Below are 16,080 nucleotides of genomic sequence, written 5' to 3' on the forward strand. Positions count from 1 at the left end.
CGTCGGACCTTTCGGCCCCGTACTGTGTTTGGCAGTTCAGTTAGAACGTAAGTGAAAGGGGACTTTATTATGCGGAAGCTGGCCATTTCGGCGGCACTCGCTACGACCATCCTCGCCACGCCCGCTGTCGCTCGCGACAATACGTGGTATGTTGGTGTCGATGGTGGCGTGATGATCGTCGAGGACAACAACCTCGACCTCGATATCGGTCCGGTCTTGGAGAATGCAATTCTTCTCGACTACGACATCGGTTCGGACTTTGACCTTGTTGCGGGTTATGACTTTGGCGCGGTCCGCGGCGAAGTCGAGCTTGGCTACAAGCAGGCCGACATTTCGCAGGCCGCACTCGACGTGCCCGCGACTGTGACTTCGCGTACGATCCTTCCTGCCAATGGCGACGCCAACATGCTGTCGGCCATGGTCAACGTCCTTCTGGACTTTGGCGAGGATGATGGTTGGAACGCTTCGGTTGGTGGCGGTCTGGGCTTTGCCCGTATCGACCACGACGTAGCGCTGACCCAGCAGGACGTTTTCGAAGAAGATGATGGCGGTTTTGCCTGGCAGGTTCTTGCGCAGGTGCGCAAGGCGGTCAGCCCGAACCTCGATGTCGGCATCAAGTATCGCTTCTTCAACACCGACGACTTCGAATATTCGTATGTCAGCTCGGTTGGTCCTGCGACGGTCGTTTCGGATGGCATGCGTACGCATAGCCTTCTCGGCAGCCTGATCTACAACTTCGCGGCTCCGCCGCCTCCGCCGCCGCCGCCGCCGCCGCCGCCGCCGCCTCCGCCGCCCCCGGCGACGCAGACGTGCCCGGACGGTTCGGTGATCCTGGCGACCGAGGCTTGCCCGCCGCCGCCGCCGCCGCCCCCGCCGCCGCCGCCGCCGCCCGAACCGGAGCGTGGCTAAGCCAAGCGGGGCAGCAAAGCTGGCAACAGCTTAGCGGCCACCAAGAAAGAGGGATCGGTCTTCGGACCGGTCCCTTTTTCTTTGCGCTTGCGCGGGAGACATGGTCGTCGATACAGTTCGCTCATGAGTAATTTGGTGAAGTTCGCTTGCGCCGCCGCGTTTTTGTCGAGCGCGCTTGTCGTGCCGTCCGCGGTGATCGCGCAAGATCAAGCGACCATAAGCCAGACGATGGCTTGCGCTGACGGCCGCATCCCTACCAAGGACGGATCCTGCGCCGAAACCGAGACCGTGCCCGGGCCCTACATTGTCTTCTTTCCCTGGGGGGAGATGGGGGTCGACGTAGATGGCGCCATGATCGTAGACGACGCCGCCTCTTCATATTCGGATGGGCTCGCCATCACGCTCACCGGCCATAGCGACCGTTCGGGTCCGGCCGCGGTGAACCGCCGGATCTCACAGCGGCGCGCCCAAGCCGTACGCGATGCACTCATCGCACGCGGTGTTCCGGCCGACGTCATCACCATCGAGGCGGAGGGCGAAGCGGCACTCTTGATCGGCACGTTGGATGGCGTGAGGGAGGCACAAAACCGGCGCGTCGAAATACTCTTTTCGCGCGCTTCGGATTGAACCAAGTATCCAATCTACCGTTAGCATTCGAGGATACTAGGAGACCGAAATGAAGCCCCGCTTTTCCATGCTTGCCGCGTCTTTGCTGCTTGCCGCCTGTTACAACGCAGACGACAACGACCAGAATATCAGCATCGACGAAAATGGCTCCCCGGCGGCCGAGGGTGAGGTTACCTTGATGTCCCCTACTGGCGAACAGGTCGGCACGGTCGCCTATCTGGAAGAACCCTCGGGTATGCAGCTTCGCATATCGGTCAACGGGTTGGCGCCCGGCGTTCATGCCGTACATCTCCATACGACGGGGACGTGCGAAGCTCCTGACTTCAGCACAGCGGGTGGACACTGGAACCCGATGGGCAAGGAACATGGCCGCGACAATCCCGACGGCGCGCACCTTGGCGATCTTGCCAATATGAATGTCGGCGAAGACGGGACCGGCACGGCGACCTATATGGTCGCCGGCGTGTCGTTTGAAGGTGTCGAGCCCGCGATGAGCGACAGCGACGGCACCGCGCTGGTTATTCATGAAGGGGCCGATGACTACGCTACCGACCCAACCGGCGATGCCGGCGGGCGAGTAGCCTGTGCAGTCCTTGCCGAAGCTGCCTAGGCGGGAGTTTTCTCGCCCTGCTTCGCGGTAGCCGTTGCAGGCTTTTTCCCGAGCATCGGCTTGAGATAACTTCCGGTATAGCTGTTCTTGTTGGCAGCGACCTGTTCGGGAGTCCCCTGGGCGACGACAGTGCCGCCATTGGCGCCGCCGCCCGGCCCGAGATCGAGAATATGGTCGGCCGTCTTGATGACGTCGAGATTATGCTCGATGACAACCACGGTGTTGCCTTGCTCGACCAGCGTGTGGAGCACTTCGAGCAACTTGCGCACGTCCTCGAAGTGCAAACCCGTGGTTGGCTCGTCGAGGATATATAGCGTTCTGCCTGTGGCGCGTTTGGATAGCTCTTTGGCCAGTTTGATGCGCTGGGCTTCACCGCCCGACAGCGTGGTCGCCTGCTGGCCAACCTTGATGTAGCCGAGGCCGACGCGCTGGAGCATTTCCATCTTGTCGCGGATCGAGGGCACCGCCTTGAAGAAGCTGGCGGCGTCGTCGACTGTCATGTCGAGGACGTCGGCAATCGACTTGCCCTTGAACTTCACCTCTAACGTCTCGCGATTGTAGCGTTGCCCGTGGCAGACGTCGCACGTGACGTAGACGTCCGGCAGGAAGTGCATTTCAATCTTGAGGAGGCCATCGCCCTTGCACGCTTCGCAGCGGCCGCCCTTCACGTTGAAGCTGAAACGTCCCGGCTTGTAGCCACGCGCCTGGCTTTCGGGCAGTCCGGCGAACCAGTCGCGGATTTGCGTGAAGGCGCCCGTATAGGTGGCGGGGTTCGAACGCGGCGTGCGACCGATTGGGGACTGATCGATATCGATGACCTTGTCGAGATGCTCGAGCCCGTCGATGCGGTCATATTTGCCCGACAGGATGCGCGCACCATTAAGCGCGCGGGCGGCCGCGGCGTAGAGCGTATCGATCGTGAAGCTCGACTTGCCCGATCCCGACACGCCGGTCACACAAGTGAAGGTGCCGAGCGGTATCGAGGCGCTCACGTCCTGCAGGTTATTGGCCTTTGCGCCCTTGAGCGTCAGCTTCTTGCCTGAGCCCTTGCGGCGCTTTTCGGGAACCGCGATCTGGCGGCGGCCGGCAAGATAGTCGGCAGTCAGGCTGTCCTCGCATTGCAGGATCTCGTCTAGCGTGCCGGCGCAGACGACTTCACCGCCCTTGACGCCTGCACCCGGCCCCATGTCGATGACATGATCGGCGGTGCGGATGGCGTCTTCGTCATGTTCGACGACAAGCACCGTGTTGCCGAGCTCGCGCAGTCGCTTGAGCGTCTCGAGCAACCGGTCATTGTCTTTCTGGTGAAGGCCGATCGAAGGCTCGTCGAGGACGTAGAGTACGCCGGACAAGCCGCTGCCGATCTGGCTGGCAAGCCGGATGCGCTGGCTTTCGCCGCCGGACAGCGTGCCCGATCGGCGGTCGAGGTTGAGATAGTCGAGGCCGACATTGTGGAGAAAGCCGAGGCGCTCGTTGATTTCCTTCAGGATGGCCTTGGCAATCGCCCTTTGCTGGTCGGTCAGCTTGTCCTCGACCGTCGAGAACCATTCGACCGCATCAGCCACCGAACGGCGCGCCGAAAGGCTGATATCCTCGCCGGCAATCTTCACCGCGAGCGCTTCGGGCCGAAGCCGGGCGCCATGGCAGGCGTCGCAGGGGTGCGCAGCCTGATATTTCGAAAGCTCCTCGCGCATCCACGCGCTTTCGGTGGTGCGCATGCGGCGTTCCAGGTTGCCGATCACGCCTTCGAACGGCTTTTTGACCTCGTAGCTCTTCTTGCCGTCGATGAAGCGCAGCACCACCGGTTTACCCTTGGTGCCGTAAAGGATGACCTCTTTCGCTTCCTCGGGCAGGTCCGCCCAAGGCGTTTCCAACGAAAATCCATAAGCACGCGCCAGGCTGCCGAGCACCTGCATGTAATAGGGTGAGGGCGGCTGGCTTTTGGCCCAGGGCACGACGGCACCCTTCTTGAGCGACAGGCCGTGATTGGGGACCACGAGATCCTCGTCGAATTCCATCATCTCGCCGAGGCCGTCACACGAGGGGCACGCCCCTTGCGGCGCGTTGAACGAGAACAGGCGCGGCTCGATTTCGCTGATGGTAAAGCCGGAGACGGGACAGGCGAAGCGTTCGGAAAACACAAGCCGTCCGGGCGTCGCGTGATCGAGCTTCATTCCGCCTTTGGCTTCGACCTGCTCCTCGCTCGGATCGGCAGGGTCGAGAAAGGCAAGCCCGTCTGCAAGCTTCAGCGCGGTTTCTAAACTATCGGCGAGGCGGGCCTCGATGCCCTCCTTGATGACGATACGATCAACGACGATCTCGATGTCGTGCTTGTACTTCTTGTCGAGCGCAGGCGCCTCATCGATCGGATATACTTCACCATCGATACGGATGCGGGTGAACCCCTGCTTCTGCCACTCCGCAATCTCTTTCTTGTACTCGCCCTTGCGCCCGCGCACGACGGGCGCGAGCAGTAGATGACGGGACTTTGGTGGCAGTTGCATGGCACGATCGACCATCTGGCTCACCTGCTGCGCCTGGATCGGCTCGCCCGTCGCAGGGGAGTAGGGCACGCCGACGCGCGCCCACAGAAGGCGCATATAGTCGTAGATCTCGGTCACGGTCGCGACGGTCGAGCGCGGATTCTTGCTCGTCGTCTTCTGTTCGATCGAGATGGCGGGAGACAGGCCGTCGATATGTTCGACATCGGGCTTCTGCATCATCTCGAGGAACTGGCGCGCATAAGCGCTCAGCGATTCCACGTAGCGACGCTGCCCCTCGGCATAGATCGTATCGAAAGCAAGGCTCGACTTGCCCGAGCCCGACAGGCCGGTGATGACCGTCAGGCTTTCGCGCGGAATATCGATGTCCACGCCCTTGAGATTATGTTCGCGCGCCCCGCGCACCGAGATATTGGTCAGCATTGCCGCCCTTTTGTTCCACAAATGTTCTTGGCGCGCAAGGTCGGCGCGTGTCGGATGAACGTGTCGCATAGGTGGTGGTTCAGCGCCGTATGATCAAGGCAGCCCAAGGTCGGGCGTGGTGAAAAGCCTGTTTAGCTTGAAACCGGAGCCAAATATGCCGATATTGCTGCACAACACAGGGCATAACCGGTCGATTACGGCCGAAGGAGAGAACATGGCTAATCAGTTTGACGAGCGTACGACGACGCAGGGCTTCGACCCCGCGACGAGCGCCAGTGTTCCGCGCGCCAAGCGCGACGAGGGCCTGCGCAAGTATATGCTCGGCGTCTACAACTATATGGCCTCGGGCATCTTGCTGACGGGCATCGTGTCGCTGCTGGCCGCGCAGGCGGGCTTTGTCGGCCTGCTCTACGATCCGGCAACCGGCGCGCCGACGATGCTCGCTTGGGCGATGATGTTCGGTCCGTTCGCGCTGGTGATGTGGCTGCAGTTCCGCATCTTCAAGATGTCGGTGCAGACCGCGCGGGCGACCTACTGGATTTACGCCGCCTTGGTCGGCGCATCGATCAGTACGATCTTCATGACGTTCACACCGGTCTCGATCGCGCAGACCTTCTTCACGACGGCAATCGCCTTCGGGGGTCTCAGCTTCTGGGGCTACACCACCAAGAAGGACCTGTCGGGTTGGGGCACCTTCCTGATCATGGGCATCTGGGGCCTGTTTGCCGCGATGCTGCTCAACGTCCTCGTCTTCAAGTCGGCCACGGCCGACCTGGCGATGAGCGCGATCGGCCTGCTGATCTTCGCGGCCTTTACGGCCTACAAGACGCAGGAAGTGAAGAGCATCTACTTCCAGGTGCGCGGCAATGCCGAGATGATGGCCAAGACCACCATCTACGGGGCGCTGCACCTCTACATGGCGTTCATCAACATGTTCCTGTTCCTGCTGCGCTTCATGGGCAGCCGCGAATAGGCGATACGCCAATATGAACAGACGAATGGCCCGGCGTTCAGCGTCGGGCCATTTGTTTTGGCGCAAAGCGCAGGTCTGAAAGGACGAAGCCGATGATTAGCCTGACTGCCCTGAGCCTGCTTGCCATTCCCCAACAGCCGACGCTGCAGACACGCGAAAGCGCGCCCAAGGTAGCGCAATCGCGCGGCACGGCGTCAAGGGGCGCCGACAAGGCAACGCCCGCTCACACCCTTCCGTTGTTCTAGGCTGGTTACTTGGCCTGCGCTTGGGCGATGAGATCGACATCGATCGCCTTGGCCTCTTTCCAGGCATCGCGCGCGGTCAGCCGTTCGGCATAGGCCTTGAAGCTACCGCGTTCGGGCATCGTCCCAAATTGCATGCCCCAGCTGATGTGGCTGCCCAGATATACGTCGGCCATCGTGAACCGGTCGCCGACGACATAGTCATTCGCAGCGAAATGCTGCTCCAGCACATCCATCACGAGATCGTAGTCGCCGTACCCGAGCGTACCCCGCTTGTCGGGCTCGGTCACTTCGAACCCCATCGACTTGTTGGTCACCGCGGCCTCCACAGGGCCGGCGGCATAGAACAACCAGCGAAAATAGGCGGCCTTTTCGCCGTCGGTCGGTAACAGGTCCGGCTTGAACATCTCCGCCAGGTAATGGCAGATCGCGGCGCACTCGGTGACGATCGTGCCACCGTGGTCGATCGCCGGGACCTTGCCCATCGGATTGATCGAGATGTAGGGTTCCGACTTCATTTCCTCGCCGTACTGCACGATCTTCTGATCGTAATCGACGCCTGCTTCATGCAACGCCCAGCGCGCGATCTGCCCGCGGCTCATCGGGTTGGTGTAGAAGGTGAGGGCCATCAGTCGTCGCTTTCTTCCTGTCGGGCAAAATCGCTTTTGGCGCGAATGGCACCGAATTCGCTGCCCTCTGCCCATTGCGGCCACTCGCCGCCATTGGCGAGCCGTGTGCCGACCTGGTGCAGCAACTTGGCGTTGGCGACGATGCCATCGAGGTTCCATTCGGGCGACCATTCGTCGTCCGGCTGGTGGTAGCGATTGGCGATATAGTCGGCGGCAAGCTCGGCGGCGCGATCGGCCCCGCCTTCGGTGAGTTGCTGGCCCGAGCGGAAGCTGACTGCAGGTACGCCGGCCTGCGCGAAGGGGAAGTGATCCGACCGGAAGAAGCTACCCGCTTCGGGGCGCGGATCGGGGGCAAAGGTCAGACCGAAATCCTCGGCCTCTTCGATCAGGATATCGAGCAGTTCGAGCCGCGCCGATCCGCTGATCGAAAAGTCGCTCGCCGGTCCGAACACGCCAAGGCTGTCGGTATTGAGCACGCCCGCCGTCTTTTCCAGCGCATAGAGCGGATTGTTGACGTAATATTTGGTACCGAGCAGGCCGCGCTCTTCGGCGCCGACGAACAGGAACACGATAGAGCGTTCCTGCGCCCCCATCTCGGCAAAGGCCCGCGCCTGTTCGATGACGTGCGCGACGCCAGTCGCATTGTCGAGCGCCCCGTTGAAGATGGTGTCGCCATTCTCGTCCGGATCGCCGACGCCTATATGATCGTGGTGCGCGGTGTAGACGACATATTCATCCGCGCGCGTTGTCCCGGGCAGGATACCGAGCACATTCTGGGCTTCGACCTGCTCGAGCTCGGCGAGAATCGCGACGTCCATCGTGGCTTTAAGCGTCATTGGCTGGAAGGCTTTGGTGCGCGCCATCGCCTTGGCGTCTTCGAAGTCGATCCCGCTATCGGCGAAGAGCTGGACCGCAAGGTCGCGGTGCATCCAGCCTTGCAAACCGCTATGCGCTTCGCCCGGATTGGCCCGAACGATGTCGAAGGTCTGGTTATTGGAGTTGCGTACGGTCGCCCACCCGTAGGAGGCGGGTTCGGTTTCGTGGATGACGAGAACACCTGCCGCACCGCGGCGCGCGGCTTCCTCGTATTTGTAGGTCCAGCGGCCGTAATAGGTCATTTCCCTGCCGCCGAAGTCGCCTTCGCCGCCTTCGAAATCGGGGTCGTTGACAAGGACAACGATGATCTTGCCGGCGACATCCATGTCCTTGAAATCGTCCCAATCGCGCTCGGGCGCGGTCACGCCGTAGCCGGCGAACACGATCTCGGCATCGTCGAGATTGACCTGCGCTGCACCGTTCTGCGGGGCACGGATGGCGATATTCTCGCCCTGCGTCAGCTGCATCACGTCGCCGTCCGCCATCGTCACCGAGGCGGCGGGATCGTCGACCAGCGTCGATTTTTGCAGCGGCACGGCCTGCGTCCAGCTGCGCAAGCCCGTTTCATTGACCTCGCCGCCCGGCTGGACGCCCGCCGCAGCCAGCGCGCCCGAGATGTAGCCGACCGTCATCGCTTCCCCGCGCGTATCGGGCGCGCGCCCTTCATAGACGTCGGCCGAAGTGGTGCGCACATGCATGTCGATCATGTCCGCATCGAATTCGGGATCGTGGGCGAAAGCAGGGGTGGCCGACAGGGCGATCAGGCTGGCGGCAGCAAACAGGCGGTTCATGAGCGGTCTCCGGAAAAACAAAATTGGCGCGACCATAATGGCCGCGCCGACTTTGTGAAACCGCGAAAGGAGAGGGGCTTAGCCCTTGTCCTTGCTGTCCGCTTTCTTCTTGGCTGGCGCCTTCTTCTTGGCGGCGGGCTTCTTGGCGGGCTTGCCCTCTGCCTTCTTGGCTTCGGGTGCCTGCTTTGGAGCAGCCTTTTTCCTTCTGCCGTTCTTCGGCGCGGCCGGAATGATTTCGAAGTCGGGCTTGCCATCCTTCACATGCACCATGACCTCGCCGCCGTCGGCCAGCTTGCCGAACAATAGCTCTTCGGCCAGCGGCTGCTTGATTTTCTCCTGGATGAGGCGCGCCATCGGGCGGGCACCGTAGAGCTTGTCATAGCCCTTCTCGACCAGCCAGTCCTTGGCCTCCTCGTCGAGCTCGATATGCACGTCGCGATCGGCGAGCTGCAGTTCGAGTTCGAGGAAGAACTTCTCGACCACGCGGCGCACGACCGCGGGCGGCAGGTAGCCGAAGGGCACCACCGCATCGAGGCGGTTGCGGAATTCGGGCGTGAACATCTTCTTCACCGCATCATCCTGCGCATCTTCGCGCGTGATATTGCCGAACCCGATGCTCTCACGTGCCATGTCGGCAGCGCCGGCATTGGTCGTCATGATCAGCACCACGTTGCGGAAATCGACCGTCTTGCCGTGATGGTCTGTCAGCTTTCCGTTATCCATCACCTGCAGCAGGATATTGAACAGGTCGGGGTGCGCCTTCTCGATTTCGTCGAGCAGGATCACGCTATGCGGTTGCTGGTCGACCGCGTCGGTCAGCAGGCCGCCCTGGTCGTAACCGACATAACCCGGAGGCGCACCGATAAGGCGCGACACGCTGTGGCGCTCCATATATTCGCTCATGTCGAAACGCTGGAGCGGAATGCCAAGGATCGAAGCGAGCTGGCGTGCCACTTCGGTCTTGCCGACACCCGTGGGCCCCGAGAAGAGGTAGTTGCCGATCGGCTTGTTGGGCTCGCGCAAGCCCGCACGCGACAGCTTGATCGCTGCCGAAAGCTTCTCGATTGCCAGGTCCTGGCCGAACACGACGCGCTTGAGGTCCTGCTCGAGCGTTTCAAGCACGCGCTTGTCGTCGCTCGATACCGATTTGGGCGGAATGCGGGCCATCGTCGCGACCACGGCCTCGATTTCCGCGACATCCATCTGCTTGCGCCGCTTGGAGGGGGGCTTGAGCATCTGCATCGCCCCGACTTCGTCGATCACGTCGATTGCCTTGTCGGGCAGCTTGCGGTCATGGATGTAGCGATCCGACAGCTCCACCGCGGCCTTGATGGCATCGGGGAGGTATTTCACGTCGTGATGCTCTTCGAAATATGAGCGCAGGCCCATCAGGATCTGCACCGTTTCCTCGACCGTCGGCTCGTTGACGTCAATCTTCTGGAAACGGCGTAGCAGCGCGCGATCCTTTTCGAAATGGTTGCGGAATTCCTTGTAGGTGGTCGAGCCGATGCAGCGGATCGAGCCCGAGGAAAGCGCGGGCTTCAGCAGGTTCGACGCATCCATCGCGCCGCCGCTGGTCGCACCGGCGCCGATGACGGTGTGGATTTCATCAATGAAGAGAACCGCGTGGGGGAGCTTTTCCAACTCGTTCACAACTTGCTTCAGCCGTTCCTCGAAATCGCCGCGATAGCGCGTGCCCGCCAGCAACGCGCCCATGTCGAGCGCATAGATCACCGCTTCCTTGAGCACTTCGGGTACGTCGCCTTCGATGATCTTGCGCGCCAGGCCTTCGGCGATGGCGGTCTTACCGACACCCGGATCGCCCACGTAAAGCGGGTTGTTCTTGGAACGGCGGCACAGGATCTGGACCGTACGGTCGACTTCGGGACCGCGGCCGATCAGCGGATCGATCTTGCCGTCCTCGGCCTTCTTGTTGAGGTTGACCGTGAACTGATCGAGCGCGCTCTCTTTCTTGTCGCCCTTGGCGGTCGTCTCGGTCTTTTCATCGGGTTCGCCCGCGCCCTCGGGCGGGCTGGACGCAATGCTGTCGCTGCCTTTTCCGACACCATGCGAGATGAAGGTCACCGCATCGAGGCGGCTCATGTCCTGCTGCTGCAGGAAATAGACGGCATAGCTTTCGCGCTCGCTGAACAATGCAACCAGCAGGTTCGCGCCGGTCACTTCTTCGCGGCCCGAGCTTTGCACGTGCAGGATGGCGCGTTGCACCACCCGCTGGAAGCCGCTCGTCGGATTGGGGTCGGTGGCGCTGTCGCTCACCAACGCCCCGAGTTCGCCGTCGAGATATTGCTTGACGGTACCGCGCAATTCGGTGCGGTCCACGCCGCAGGCATCCATGACCTGCGCGGCGTGCTCATCGTCGATCAGCGCGATGAGAAGATGTTCGAGCGTCGCATATTCGTGGCGACGCTTGCTCGCCTCGCCCAGCGCATTGTGCAGCGTCTGTTCGAGTTCGCGGGCAAAACTAGGCATGAAATCTGTCTCCTTACACGACCAATGTCGGGATGCGCGGCGTTTTCATCAAGGGTGCCGATCGCATGTAGCCCTCAGCTCTTCTTGAAGAGCGCGTCGGCGGCGGAAAGATGGCTCGACTTGCCGGCCTTGTGCGCCTCGGTCCGGGTGATCTCGGCCTTCAACAGCGCAATGCGCTTGTCGAGCTCATGGACCGACAGCGGATCGAGGTCTTCCTTGCCGATTTGCACGATCGGGTCGCCGGGCTTGAAATCGTCTTCTTCATCCATTTGGGCAGCGTCTGAAAGGACCGCGCACCTGTCAACGCGCCGACTCGCAAAACCTGTGGATAAGGGCGCGGCCCCGCCCACTACAACGGAACCGCGCCCGCCACCCTTCGTGTGTGCGCAGGGTGGCGAGCTCGATCCATATGCGTCCAATTACGGACGCCGACTCAACAAAGTTGGTAAAGAGGCGCGGCCCTTGTGTGCGCATTCCTGCTTGTTGACGCAGGAGGCGGACCACGCCCCTACCGCCCCTCGGAGCGGGCGGCATCTTGCCATGTAGACGAAGGCCGATGCCATCGCGACCTTCCCGACTATCTTGTGCCGAAAAGAAACAGCGATGGCGCCGCTTTGCAGGCTCGAAAACACGCCACAGACCGTCGATGTCAATTTACAAATATATTGATTTGTGTTAATCAAAGTCCCGCGGGACTCACCCCCCGTACGAAGCACAGGAGGATGTCATGTACGGCACTATTGTCGAACTTGATCGTAAGTCTGCGTGTGGGGTGATCCGTCCGGATGACGGTTCGCCTGACATCTATATCTCAGCTGAAGAGTTCATCACGAGCGGTCTGAAGGCCGCCCATAGTGGGGAACGCGTTTTTTTCGCGGAAGATATGGATACGCAGGGGAACAAGCATGCCGATCACATCGTGCCGGTGGCATTGATGTGTCGCGGCAATCACCGTTCCACCGTCTACTGACGCCGGAATGCCGCCGCCCCTTGCGCCTTTCGGGGTTAGCCCGGGACGGCGGCGTCCCCGTTTATCATGGGTGATTTTGCTTCAGGAGCGGTCTCGGCCGCCTTCATCAGCCTGATCGGGCTGGTGGCGATCATGCTCGGTGCGTTCTGCCGGCGGCGCTGATTGCGTCTGCCTGCAACCCCGTTGGCAAGACGGCTTCGCGCTGCGACAAGCACCGACAACAAACATCCGTTCGTTGTTGGAGAGTACATGCCCGATCAAATGCGCTGCATCGCCATCCGCCAAGCCGGAGGGCCCGAGCAGCTGGTCCTCGAAGAGCGCGCGCGCCCAGTCCCGCGCGAAGGTGAGGTGCTGATCAGGGTGGAGGCGGCGGGGGTAAACCGACCCGACATCCTCCAGCGGCTCGGTGCCTATCCGCCGCCGCCTGGCGCAAGCGACCTCCCGGGGCTCGAGGTCGCGGGCGAAGTGGTCGAGGGACCCCACAACTTGGTTGGCCGCAAGGTGTGCGCGCTGGTCACCGGCGGCGGCTATGCCGAATATTGCGCCGCTCCGATCGGTAGCTGCATCGCGGTCCCCGAAGGCCTGTCCATGGAAGAAGCGGCGGCGATGCCCGAAACGCTCTTCACCGTCTGGACCAACCTGTTCGAGCGCGGCTTTGCGGCCGATGGCGATACGGTGCTCGTCCATGGCGGGACCAGCGGCATCGGCACGATGGCCATCAAGCTGGGCCGATTGTTCGGCCTGACCGTCATCGTTACCTGCGGCAGCGATGCGAAATGCAAGCGCGCCGAGGAGGAAGGGGCGGCGCTGGCGATCAATTACAACACCGAAGACTTCGTCGATGTCGTCAAGGATCATAGCGAGGGCAGGGGCGTGCAAGTCGTGCTCGACATGGTTGGCGGCGACTATGTGCCGCGCAACCTTGCCTGCCTTGCCGATGAAGGCCGCCACGTGTCGATCGCCTTCCAGCGCGGCGCCAAGGCAGAAATATCCATAATGGACGCAATGCTCCGCCGTCTCATCCTCACAGGCTCGACGCTGCGCGCTCGCTCGCCCGCGTTCAAGACGATGGTGGCCGACGAACTGAAGGCGCATGTCTGGCCGTTCGTCGAAGGCGGTCGCCTGCGACCGGTCATGGACGAAGTGTTCGCGCTTGAAGACGCAGCCAAGGCACATGCCCGCATGGAAGCGGGCGAACATGTCGGCAAGATCGTGTTGAAAGTCGGCTAACGCAGCGAGCGTGCGGCACCAGTGCGCGTCGCAAACGGCGCGCCATCCTTGCAGATGGCCCGACCCGCACGCCAACCATCGTCGCTCTGCCATACGAAGCCGAGCCATTCATGGCGCGGCCCGGTTACCTCGTAGGCGTCGCCTTCCAGTCCGCTTGGTCGCGCCGCGCCGCGCAGCAGCGCGAGGTGCGGGGAACGTGTCGCCTTGAGAGCATCGAAAAACCTGGAAACGATCATCGTCCAGTCTGATAGGCACGCACCCTCTCCGCGTCGTGCGAAAGAACGTCCAATGCGGTTATTTCCCTGCCATCCCTTGCGCTTACCCGGCCAAAGGCGTATCTCTCATGGCAACGTGGCCGCTCCGGAAAGGGGCGGCCCTTTCTATGTCTAACGGAGATCCATCATGGCCACGCCCCTGATGCCCCACGCGACCGCCGCATGGCTGGTCGACAATACGTCGCTTTCCTTCACGCAGATTGCCGAGTTCTGCGGCCTGCACATCCTCGAGGTCCAGGCGATCGCCGATGATACCGCCTCGACCAAGCTGACCGGCCGCGATCCGGTCCGCTCGGGTGAACTCACGCACGAGGAAATCGAGCGCGGCCAGGCCGATGAAGACTATGTCCTCGTGATGCAGAAGGCACCCGACTCGGTGACCCGCACCAAGGGCCCGCGGTATACGCCCGTGTCCAAGCGCCAGGATAAGCCCGACGGCATTGCATGGCTGCTGAAAAACCATCCTGAACTATCCGACGCGCAGATCGGCAAGCTGATCGGCACGACTCGCACCACCATCGGCGCGATCAAGGAGCGGACGCACTGGAACATGGCGAACATCCAGCCCAAGGATCCGGTGACGCTCGGCCTGACCAGCCAGCGCGAACTCGACGCTGCGGTCGCCAAGGCGGCCAAGAAGGCGGGCAAGGAAAATGTCGCCGTCGACACCACGCTCGATTCCGATCGCGAAGCGCTGATCGACGAGCTGCGCAAGGAGCGCGAGGACGCCGCCAAGGCCGCCGACGAAGCGCTCGCCGCCGAAGCCGAGCCCGAGGACAATCGTCCCGAGATTGTGCCGGGCATCAAGGATCCGTTCGCCAAGAGCGAGTGAAGCTTGCCCGGGGGAGCATGAGCCGCCATGGTCGCAGCAATGTCTGATACGCCTGTCGAAGAAATGGAATTCGAGGCCGCGCTGGCGGAACTCGAAACGATCGTGCGCACCCTGGAAGCCGGCGACGAAACGCTCGACAAGTCGATTGCGCTCTACCAGCGCGCCGAAGCGCTCAAGAAGCATTGCGAGGCGCGGCTGACCTCGGCGCGCGAACGGATCGAGAAGATCACGCTGGACGGCAACGGGCAGCCTGCGGGCACCGAGCCGTTCGACGCCGGTAAGTGAGCCTGCCGCCTCTTCTTGGAACAGAGGCCGACCGTGTCGGCAACAGCGTCGATGCGCTATTCAAGGGCATCCTCGAAGTGCCCGGCGATCGCCGCGACACACTCTATGAAGCGATGCGCCACGCCGCCATCGGTGGTGGCAAGCGCATGCGCCCCCTGCTCACGGTGGCAGCCGCGCGCTTATTCAATGTTCCCGACGCTAGGGCCATTCGCGCCGGCACCGCGATCGAGGCGATCCACGTCTATTCGCTGATCCATGACGATCTTCCCTGCATGGACGATGACGATCTTCGCCGCGGCAAGCCGACTGTGCACAAGGCGTTCGATGAATGCACCGCTGTATTGGCAGGGGACAGCCTGTACGCGCTGGCGTTCGAACTCGCGGCCAATCCCAAGACCCACGATAGCGACCATGTGCGCGCCGAACTTTGCCTGGCGCTGGCCAAGGCGTCGGGCCCAAATGGCATGGCAGGCGGGCAGATGATGGACCTCGTCGCGGGGGCCGAGAAAGACGCGCTCGATCTCGGCGCCATCACCCGGCTCCAGCAGCTTAAAACGGGGGCGATGATCGAAGTGTCGGTCGAAGCCGCGTGCATCCTCGGCCAGATCCGCCCCGACCAGCGCACGCCGTATCACGGCTACGCGCGTAATGTCGGGCTCGCCTTCCAGATCGCCGACGATTTGCTCGATCATTCGGGCGACGAGGACAAGGCGGGCAAGCGGCTCCAGAAGGACGCCGATGCGGGCAAGGCCACCTTCGTTTCGCTGATGGGCGAGGACAAGGCGCGTGAACAGGCGCGCATGTTGGTCGATCAGGCCATTGAACATCTGGACAAGCATGGCGAAGAAGCCGACCTTCTGCGCGCTATCGCCCGCTATGCCGTAGAAAGGGACCGCTAATATGCGCATCGGCGTCTACCCCGGCACATTTGACCCCATCACGCTTGGGCATCTCGATATCATTCGGCGCGGCAGCGCGCTGGCGGACAAGCTCGTCATCGGGGTCACGACCAATTCGGCCAAATCGCCGATGTTCGACGTCGAGAAACGGTTGGAGATGGTACGCCGCGAAACGGCGGACATCGACAATGTCGAGGTGGTCAGTTTCAACTCGCTGCTGATGGATTTCGCCGTCGCGCACAACGCCAGCTTCGTGCTGCGCGGGCTGCGCGCCGTTGCCGATTTCGAATATGAGTATCAGATGGCGGGCATGAACCAGCAGTTGAACGACGACGTCGAAACCGTCTTCCTGATGGCCGACGTGTCGTTGCAGCCCATTGCCTCGCGGCTGGTCAAGGAAATCGCCCGCTATGGCGGCCCCATCGATAAGTTCGTACCCGCTGAAGTGGCCCGCGACGTCGCGGCGGCGCTTGCTGGCGAGCAAAGCTAGGTTCAGCAAACCCCGCCTAGGTGACTTG

Annotated in this window: 17 protein-coding genes; 11 read left to right on the plus strand and 6 right to left on the minus strand. The window is 62.0% G+C overall.

The genetic code is table 11. The features are described 5' to 3' along the window. Positions 1-69: 69 nt before the first annotated feature. The 3 genes from NUX07_RS04600 to NUX07_RS04610 all read left to right on the plus strand — a co-directional run bounded on the left by NUX07_RS04600 (position 70) and on the right by NUX07_RS04610 (position 2,146). Complete coding sequence (locus tag NUX07_RS04600; protein ID WP_265529185.1) at positions 70-909, plus strand: outer membrane protein; 840 nt, start codon at positions 70-72, stop codon at positions 907-909. A 123-nt stretch (positions 910-1,032) separates the two neighbouring features. After that, positions 1,033-1,536, plus strand: coding sequence for an OmpA family protein (locus NUX07_RS04605; RefSeq protein ID WP_265529187.1), 504 nt, complete (start codon positions 1,033-1,035; stop codon positions 1,534-1,536). Positions 1,537-1,585: 49 nt separating this feature from the next. Then, positions 1,586-2,146 carry a superoxide dismutase family protein gene (locus NUX07_RS04610; protein ID WP_265529188.1) on the plus strand — a complete coding sequence of 187 codons (561 nt, stop codon included), beginning with the start codon at positions 1,586-1,588 and terminating at the stop codon, positions 2,144-2,146. Here the strand turns inward: NUX07_RS04610 and uvrA are convergent. Beyond that, positions 2,143-5,070 (minus strand): excinuclease ABC subunit UvrA, encoded by a 2,928-nt coding sequence (gene uvrA / locus NUX07_RS04615; RefSeq protein ID WP_265529190.1) that lies wholly within the window; start codon positions 5,068-5,070, stop codon positions 2,143-2,145. The two genes, NUX07_RS04610 and uvrA, sit on opposite strands and share 4 nt — an antisense overlap. A 214-nt stretch (positions 5,071-5,284) precedes the next feature. On the opposite strand from uvrA, the gene NUX07_RS04620 reads away from it, so the two are divergent. Together NUX07_RS04620 and NUX07_RS04625 are read left to right on the plus strand one after the other, a co-directional pair. Then, the gene (locus NUX07_RS04620; RefSeq protein ID WP_265529192.1) at positions 5,285-6,043 is read left to right on the plus strand and encodes a Bax inhibitor-1/YccA family protein; all 759 of its coding nucleotides are present in this window, start codon (positions 5,285-5,287) and stop codon (positions 6,041-6,043) included. A gap of 92 nt (positions 6,044-6,135) precedes the next feature. Beyond that, on the plus strand, positions 6,136-6,288 hold the full coding sequence (locus NUX07_RS04625) for a hypothetical protein (protein WP_265529194.1): 153 nt from the start codon (positions 6,136-6,138) through the stop codon (positions 6,286-6,288). Positions 6,289-6,293: 5 nt separating this feature from the next. Here the strand turns inward: NUX07_RS04625 and NUX07_RS04630 are convergent, their stop codons facing one another. From NUX07_RS04630 to NUX07_RS04645, 4 genes are all read right to left on the minus strand, one after another. Then, on the minus strand, positions 6,294-6,914 hold the full coding sequence (locus NUX07_RS04630; RefSeq protein ID WP_265529196.1) for a glutathione S-transferase family protein: 621 nt from the start codon (positions 6,912-6,914) through the stop codon (positions 6,294-6,296). Further along, on the minus strand, positions 6,914-8,581 hold the full coding sequence (locus NUX07_RS04635; protein WP_265529197.1) for a M28 family peptidase: 1,668 nt from the start codon (positions 8,579-8,581) through the stop codon (positions 6,914-6,916). The genes NUX07_RS04630 and NUX07_RS04635 overlap by 1 nt, the downstream gene beginning before the upstream one ends. A 78-nt stretch (positions 8,582-8,659) precedes the next feature. After that, positions 8,660-11,071, minus strand: a complete 2,412-nt coding sequence (clpA, locus tag NUX07_RS04640) for an ATP-dependent Clp protease ATP-binding subunit ClpA (protein ID WP_265529198.1) — start codon at positions 11,069-11,071, stop codon at positions 8,660-8,662. 74 nt (positions 11,072-11,145) lie between these two features. Next, positions 11,146-11,340: a DUF1192 domain-containing protein gene (locus tag NUX07_RS04645; protein WP_265529200.1), complete on the minus strand. Its 195-nt coding sequence runs from the start codon at positions 11,338-11,340 to the stop codon at positions 11,146-11,148. A gap of 458 nt (positions 11,341-11,798) precedes the next feature. Here NUX07_RS04645 and NUX07_RS04650 point away from each other — a divergent pair, with 458 nt between their 5' ends. Next, a complete protein-coding gene (locus tag NUX07_RS04650) occupies positions 11,799-12,041 on the plus strand; it encodes a S1 domain-containing protein (protein ID WP_265529201.1) in 243 nt (80 codons plus the stop codon). Between the two features lie 249 nt (positions 12,042-12,290). Further along, the gene (locus tag NUX07_RS04655; protein WP_265529203.1) at positions 12,291-13,271 is read left to right on the plus strand and encodes an NAD(P)H-quinone oxidoreductase; all 981 of its coding nucleotides are present in this window, start codon (positions 12,291-12,293) and stop codon (positions 13,269-13,271) included. On the opposite strand, the gene NUX07_RS04660 is transcribed toward NUX07_RS04655, so the two are convergent. Continuing rightward, complete coding sequence (locus NUX07_RS04660) at positions 13,268-13,507, minus strand: hypothetical protein (RefSeq protein WP_265529205.1); 240 nt, start codon at positions 13,505-13,507, stop codon at positions 13,268-13,270. The genes NUX07_RS04655 and NUX07_RS04660 overlap by 4 nt on opposite strands. A gap of 166 nt (positions 13,508-13,673) precedes the next feature. Here NUX07_RS04660 and NUX07_RS04665 point away from each other — a divergent pair, with 166 nt between their 5' ends. Genes NUX07_RS04665 through coaD form a run of 4 tightly spaced genes read left to right on the plus strand, consistent with a single transcriptional unit; the run spans position 13,674 to position 16,052 of the window. Further along, a complete protein-coding gene (locus NUX07_RS04665) occupies positions 13,674-14,378 on the plus strand; it encodes a DUF1013 domain-containing protein (protein ID WP_265529206.1) in 705 nt (234 codons plus the stop codon). Between the two features lie 39 nt (positions 14,379-14,417). Further along, entirely contained in the window at positions 14,418-14,663 is a 246-nt protein-coding gene (locus tag NUX07_RS04670) for an exodeoxyribonuclease VII small subunit (protein WP_265529208.1), read from the plus strand. Continuing rightward, positions 14,660-15,562: a polyprenyl synthetase family protein gene (locus NUX07_RS04675; protein ID WP_265529210.1), complete on the plus strand. Its 903-nt coding sequence runs from the start codon at positions 14,660-14,662 to the stop codon at positions 15,560-15,562. Before NUX07_RS04670 ends, NUX07_RS04675 begins: the two co-directional genes overlap by 4 nt. Position 15,563: 1 nt before the next feature. Next, positions 15,564-16,052, plus strand: coding sequence for a pantetheine-phosphate adenylyltransferase (gene coaD / locus NUX07_RS04680; protein WP_265529212.1), 489 nt, complete (start codon positions 15,564-15,566; stop codon positions 16,050-16,052). Positions 16,053-16,080 lie beyond the last annotated feature (28 nt).

The sequence above is a fragment of the Sphingomicrobium marinum genome (genome assembly GCF_026157105.1).
GTDB lineage: Bacteria > Pseudomonadota > Alphaproteobacteria > Sphingomonadales > Sphingomonadaceae > Sphingomicrobium > Sphingomicrobium marinum.

What these genes read in the sequence shown, in the direction of transcription:
- NUX07_RS04660 (WP_265529205.1), bottom strand. Translation starts at nt 13,507, where the DNA reads ATGATCGTTTCCAGGTTTTTCGATGCTCTCAAGGCGACACGTTCCCCG.
- NUX07_RS04650 (WP_265529201.1), top strand. Translation starts at nt 11,799, where the DNA reads ATGTACGGCACTATTGTCGAACTTGATCGTAAGTCTGCGTGTGGGGTG.
- NUX07_RS04625 (WP_265529194.1), top strand. Translation starts at nt 6,136, where the DNA reads ATGATTAGCCTGACTGCCCTGAGCCTGCTTGCCATTCCCCAACAGCCG.
- NUX07_RS04645 (WP_265529200.1), bottom strand. Translation starts at nt 11,340, where the DNA reads ATGGATGAAGAAGACGATTTCAAGCCCGGCGACCCGATCGTGCAAATC.
- uvrA (WP_265529190.1), bottom strand. Translation starts at nt 5,070, where the DNA reads ATGCTGACCAATATCTCGGTGCGCGGGGCGCGCGAACATAATCTCAAG.
- NUX07_RS04610 (WP_265529188.1), top strand. Translation starts at nt 1,586, where the DNA reads ATGAAGCCCCGCTTTTCCATGCTTGCCGCGTCTTTGCTGCTTGCCGCC.
- NUX07_RS04630 (WP_265529196.1), bottom strand. Translation starts at nt 6,914, where the DNA reads ATGGCCCTCACCTTCTACACCAACCCGATGAGCCGCGGGCAGATCGCG.
- coaD (WP_265529212.1), top strand. Translation starts at nt 15,564, where the DNA reads ATGCGCATCGGCGTCTACCCCGGCACATTTGACCCCATCACGCTTGGG.
- NUX07_RS04665 (WP_265529206.1), top strand. Translation starts at nt 13,674, where the DNA reads ATGGCCACGCCCCTGATGCCCCACGCGACCGCCGCATGGCTGGTCGAC.
- NUX07_RS04605 (WP_265529187.1), top strand. Translation starts at nt 1,033, where the DNA reads ATGAGTAATTTGGTGAAGTTCGCTTGCGCCGCCGCGTTTTTGTCGAGC.
- NUX07_RS04670 (WP_265529208.1), top strand. Translation starts at nt 14,418, where the DNA reads ATGTCTGATACGCCTGTCGAAGAAATGGAATTCGAGGCCGCGCTGGCG.
- NUX07_RS04655 (WP_265529203.1), top strand. Translation starts at nt 12,291, where the DNA reads ATGCCCGATCAAATGCGCTGCATCGCCATCCGCCAAGCCGGAGGGCCC.
- NUX07_RS04635 (WP_265529197.1), bottom strand. Translation starts at nt 8,581, where the DNA reads ATGAACCGCCTGTTTGCTGCCGCCAGCCTGATCGCCCTGTCGGCCACC.
- NUX07_RS04620 (WP_265529192.1), top strand. Translation starts at nt 5,285, where the DNA reads ATGGCTAATCAGTTTGACGAGCGTACGACGACGCAGGGCTTCGACCCC.
- clpA (WP_265529198.1), bottom strand. Translation starts at nt 11,071, where the DNA reads ATGCCTAGTTTTGCCCGCGAACTCGAACAGACGCTGCACAATGCGCTG.
- NUX07_RS04600 (WP_265529185.1), top strand. Translation starts at nt 70, where the DNA reads ATGCGGAAGCTGGCCATTTCGGCGGCACTCGCTACGACCATCCTCGCC.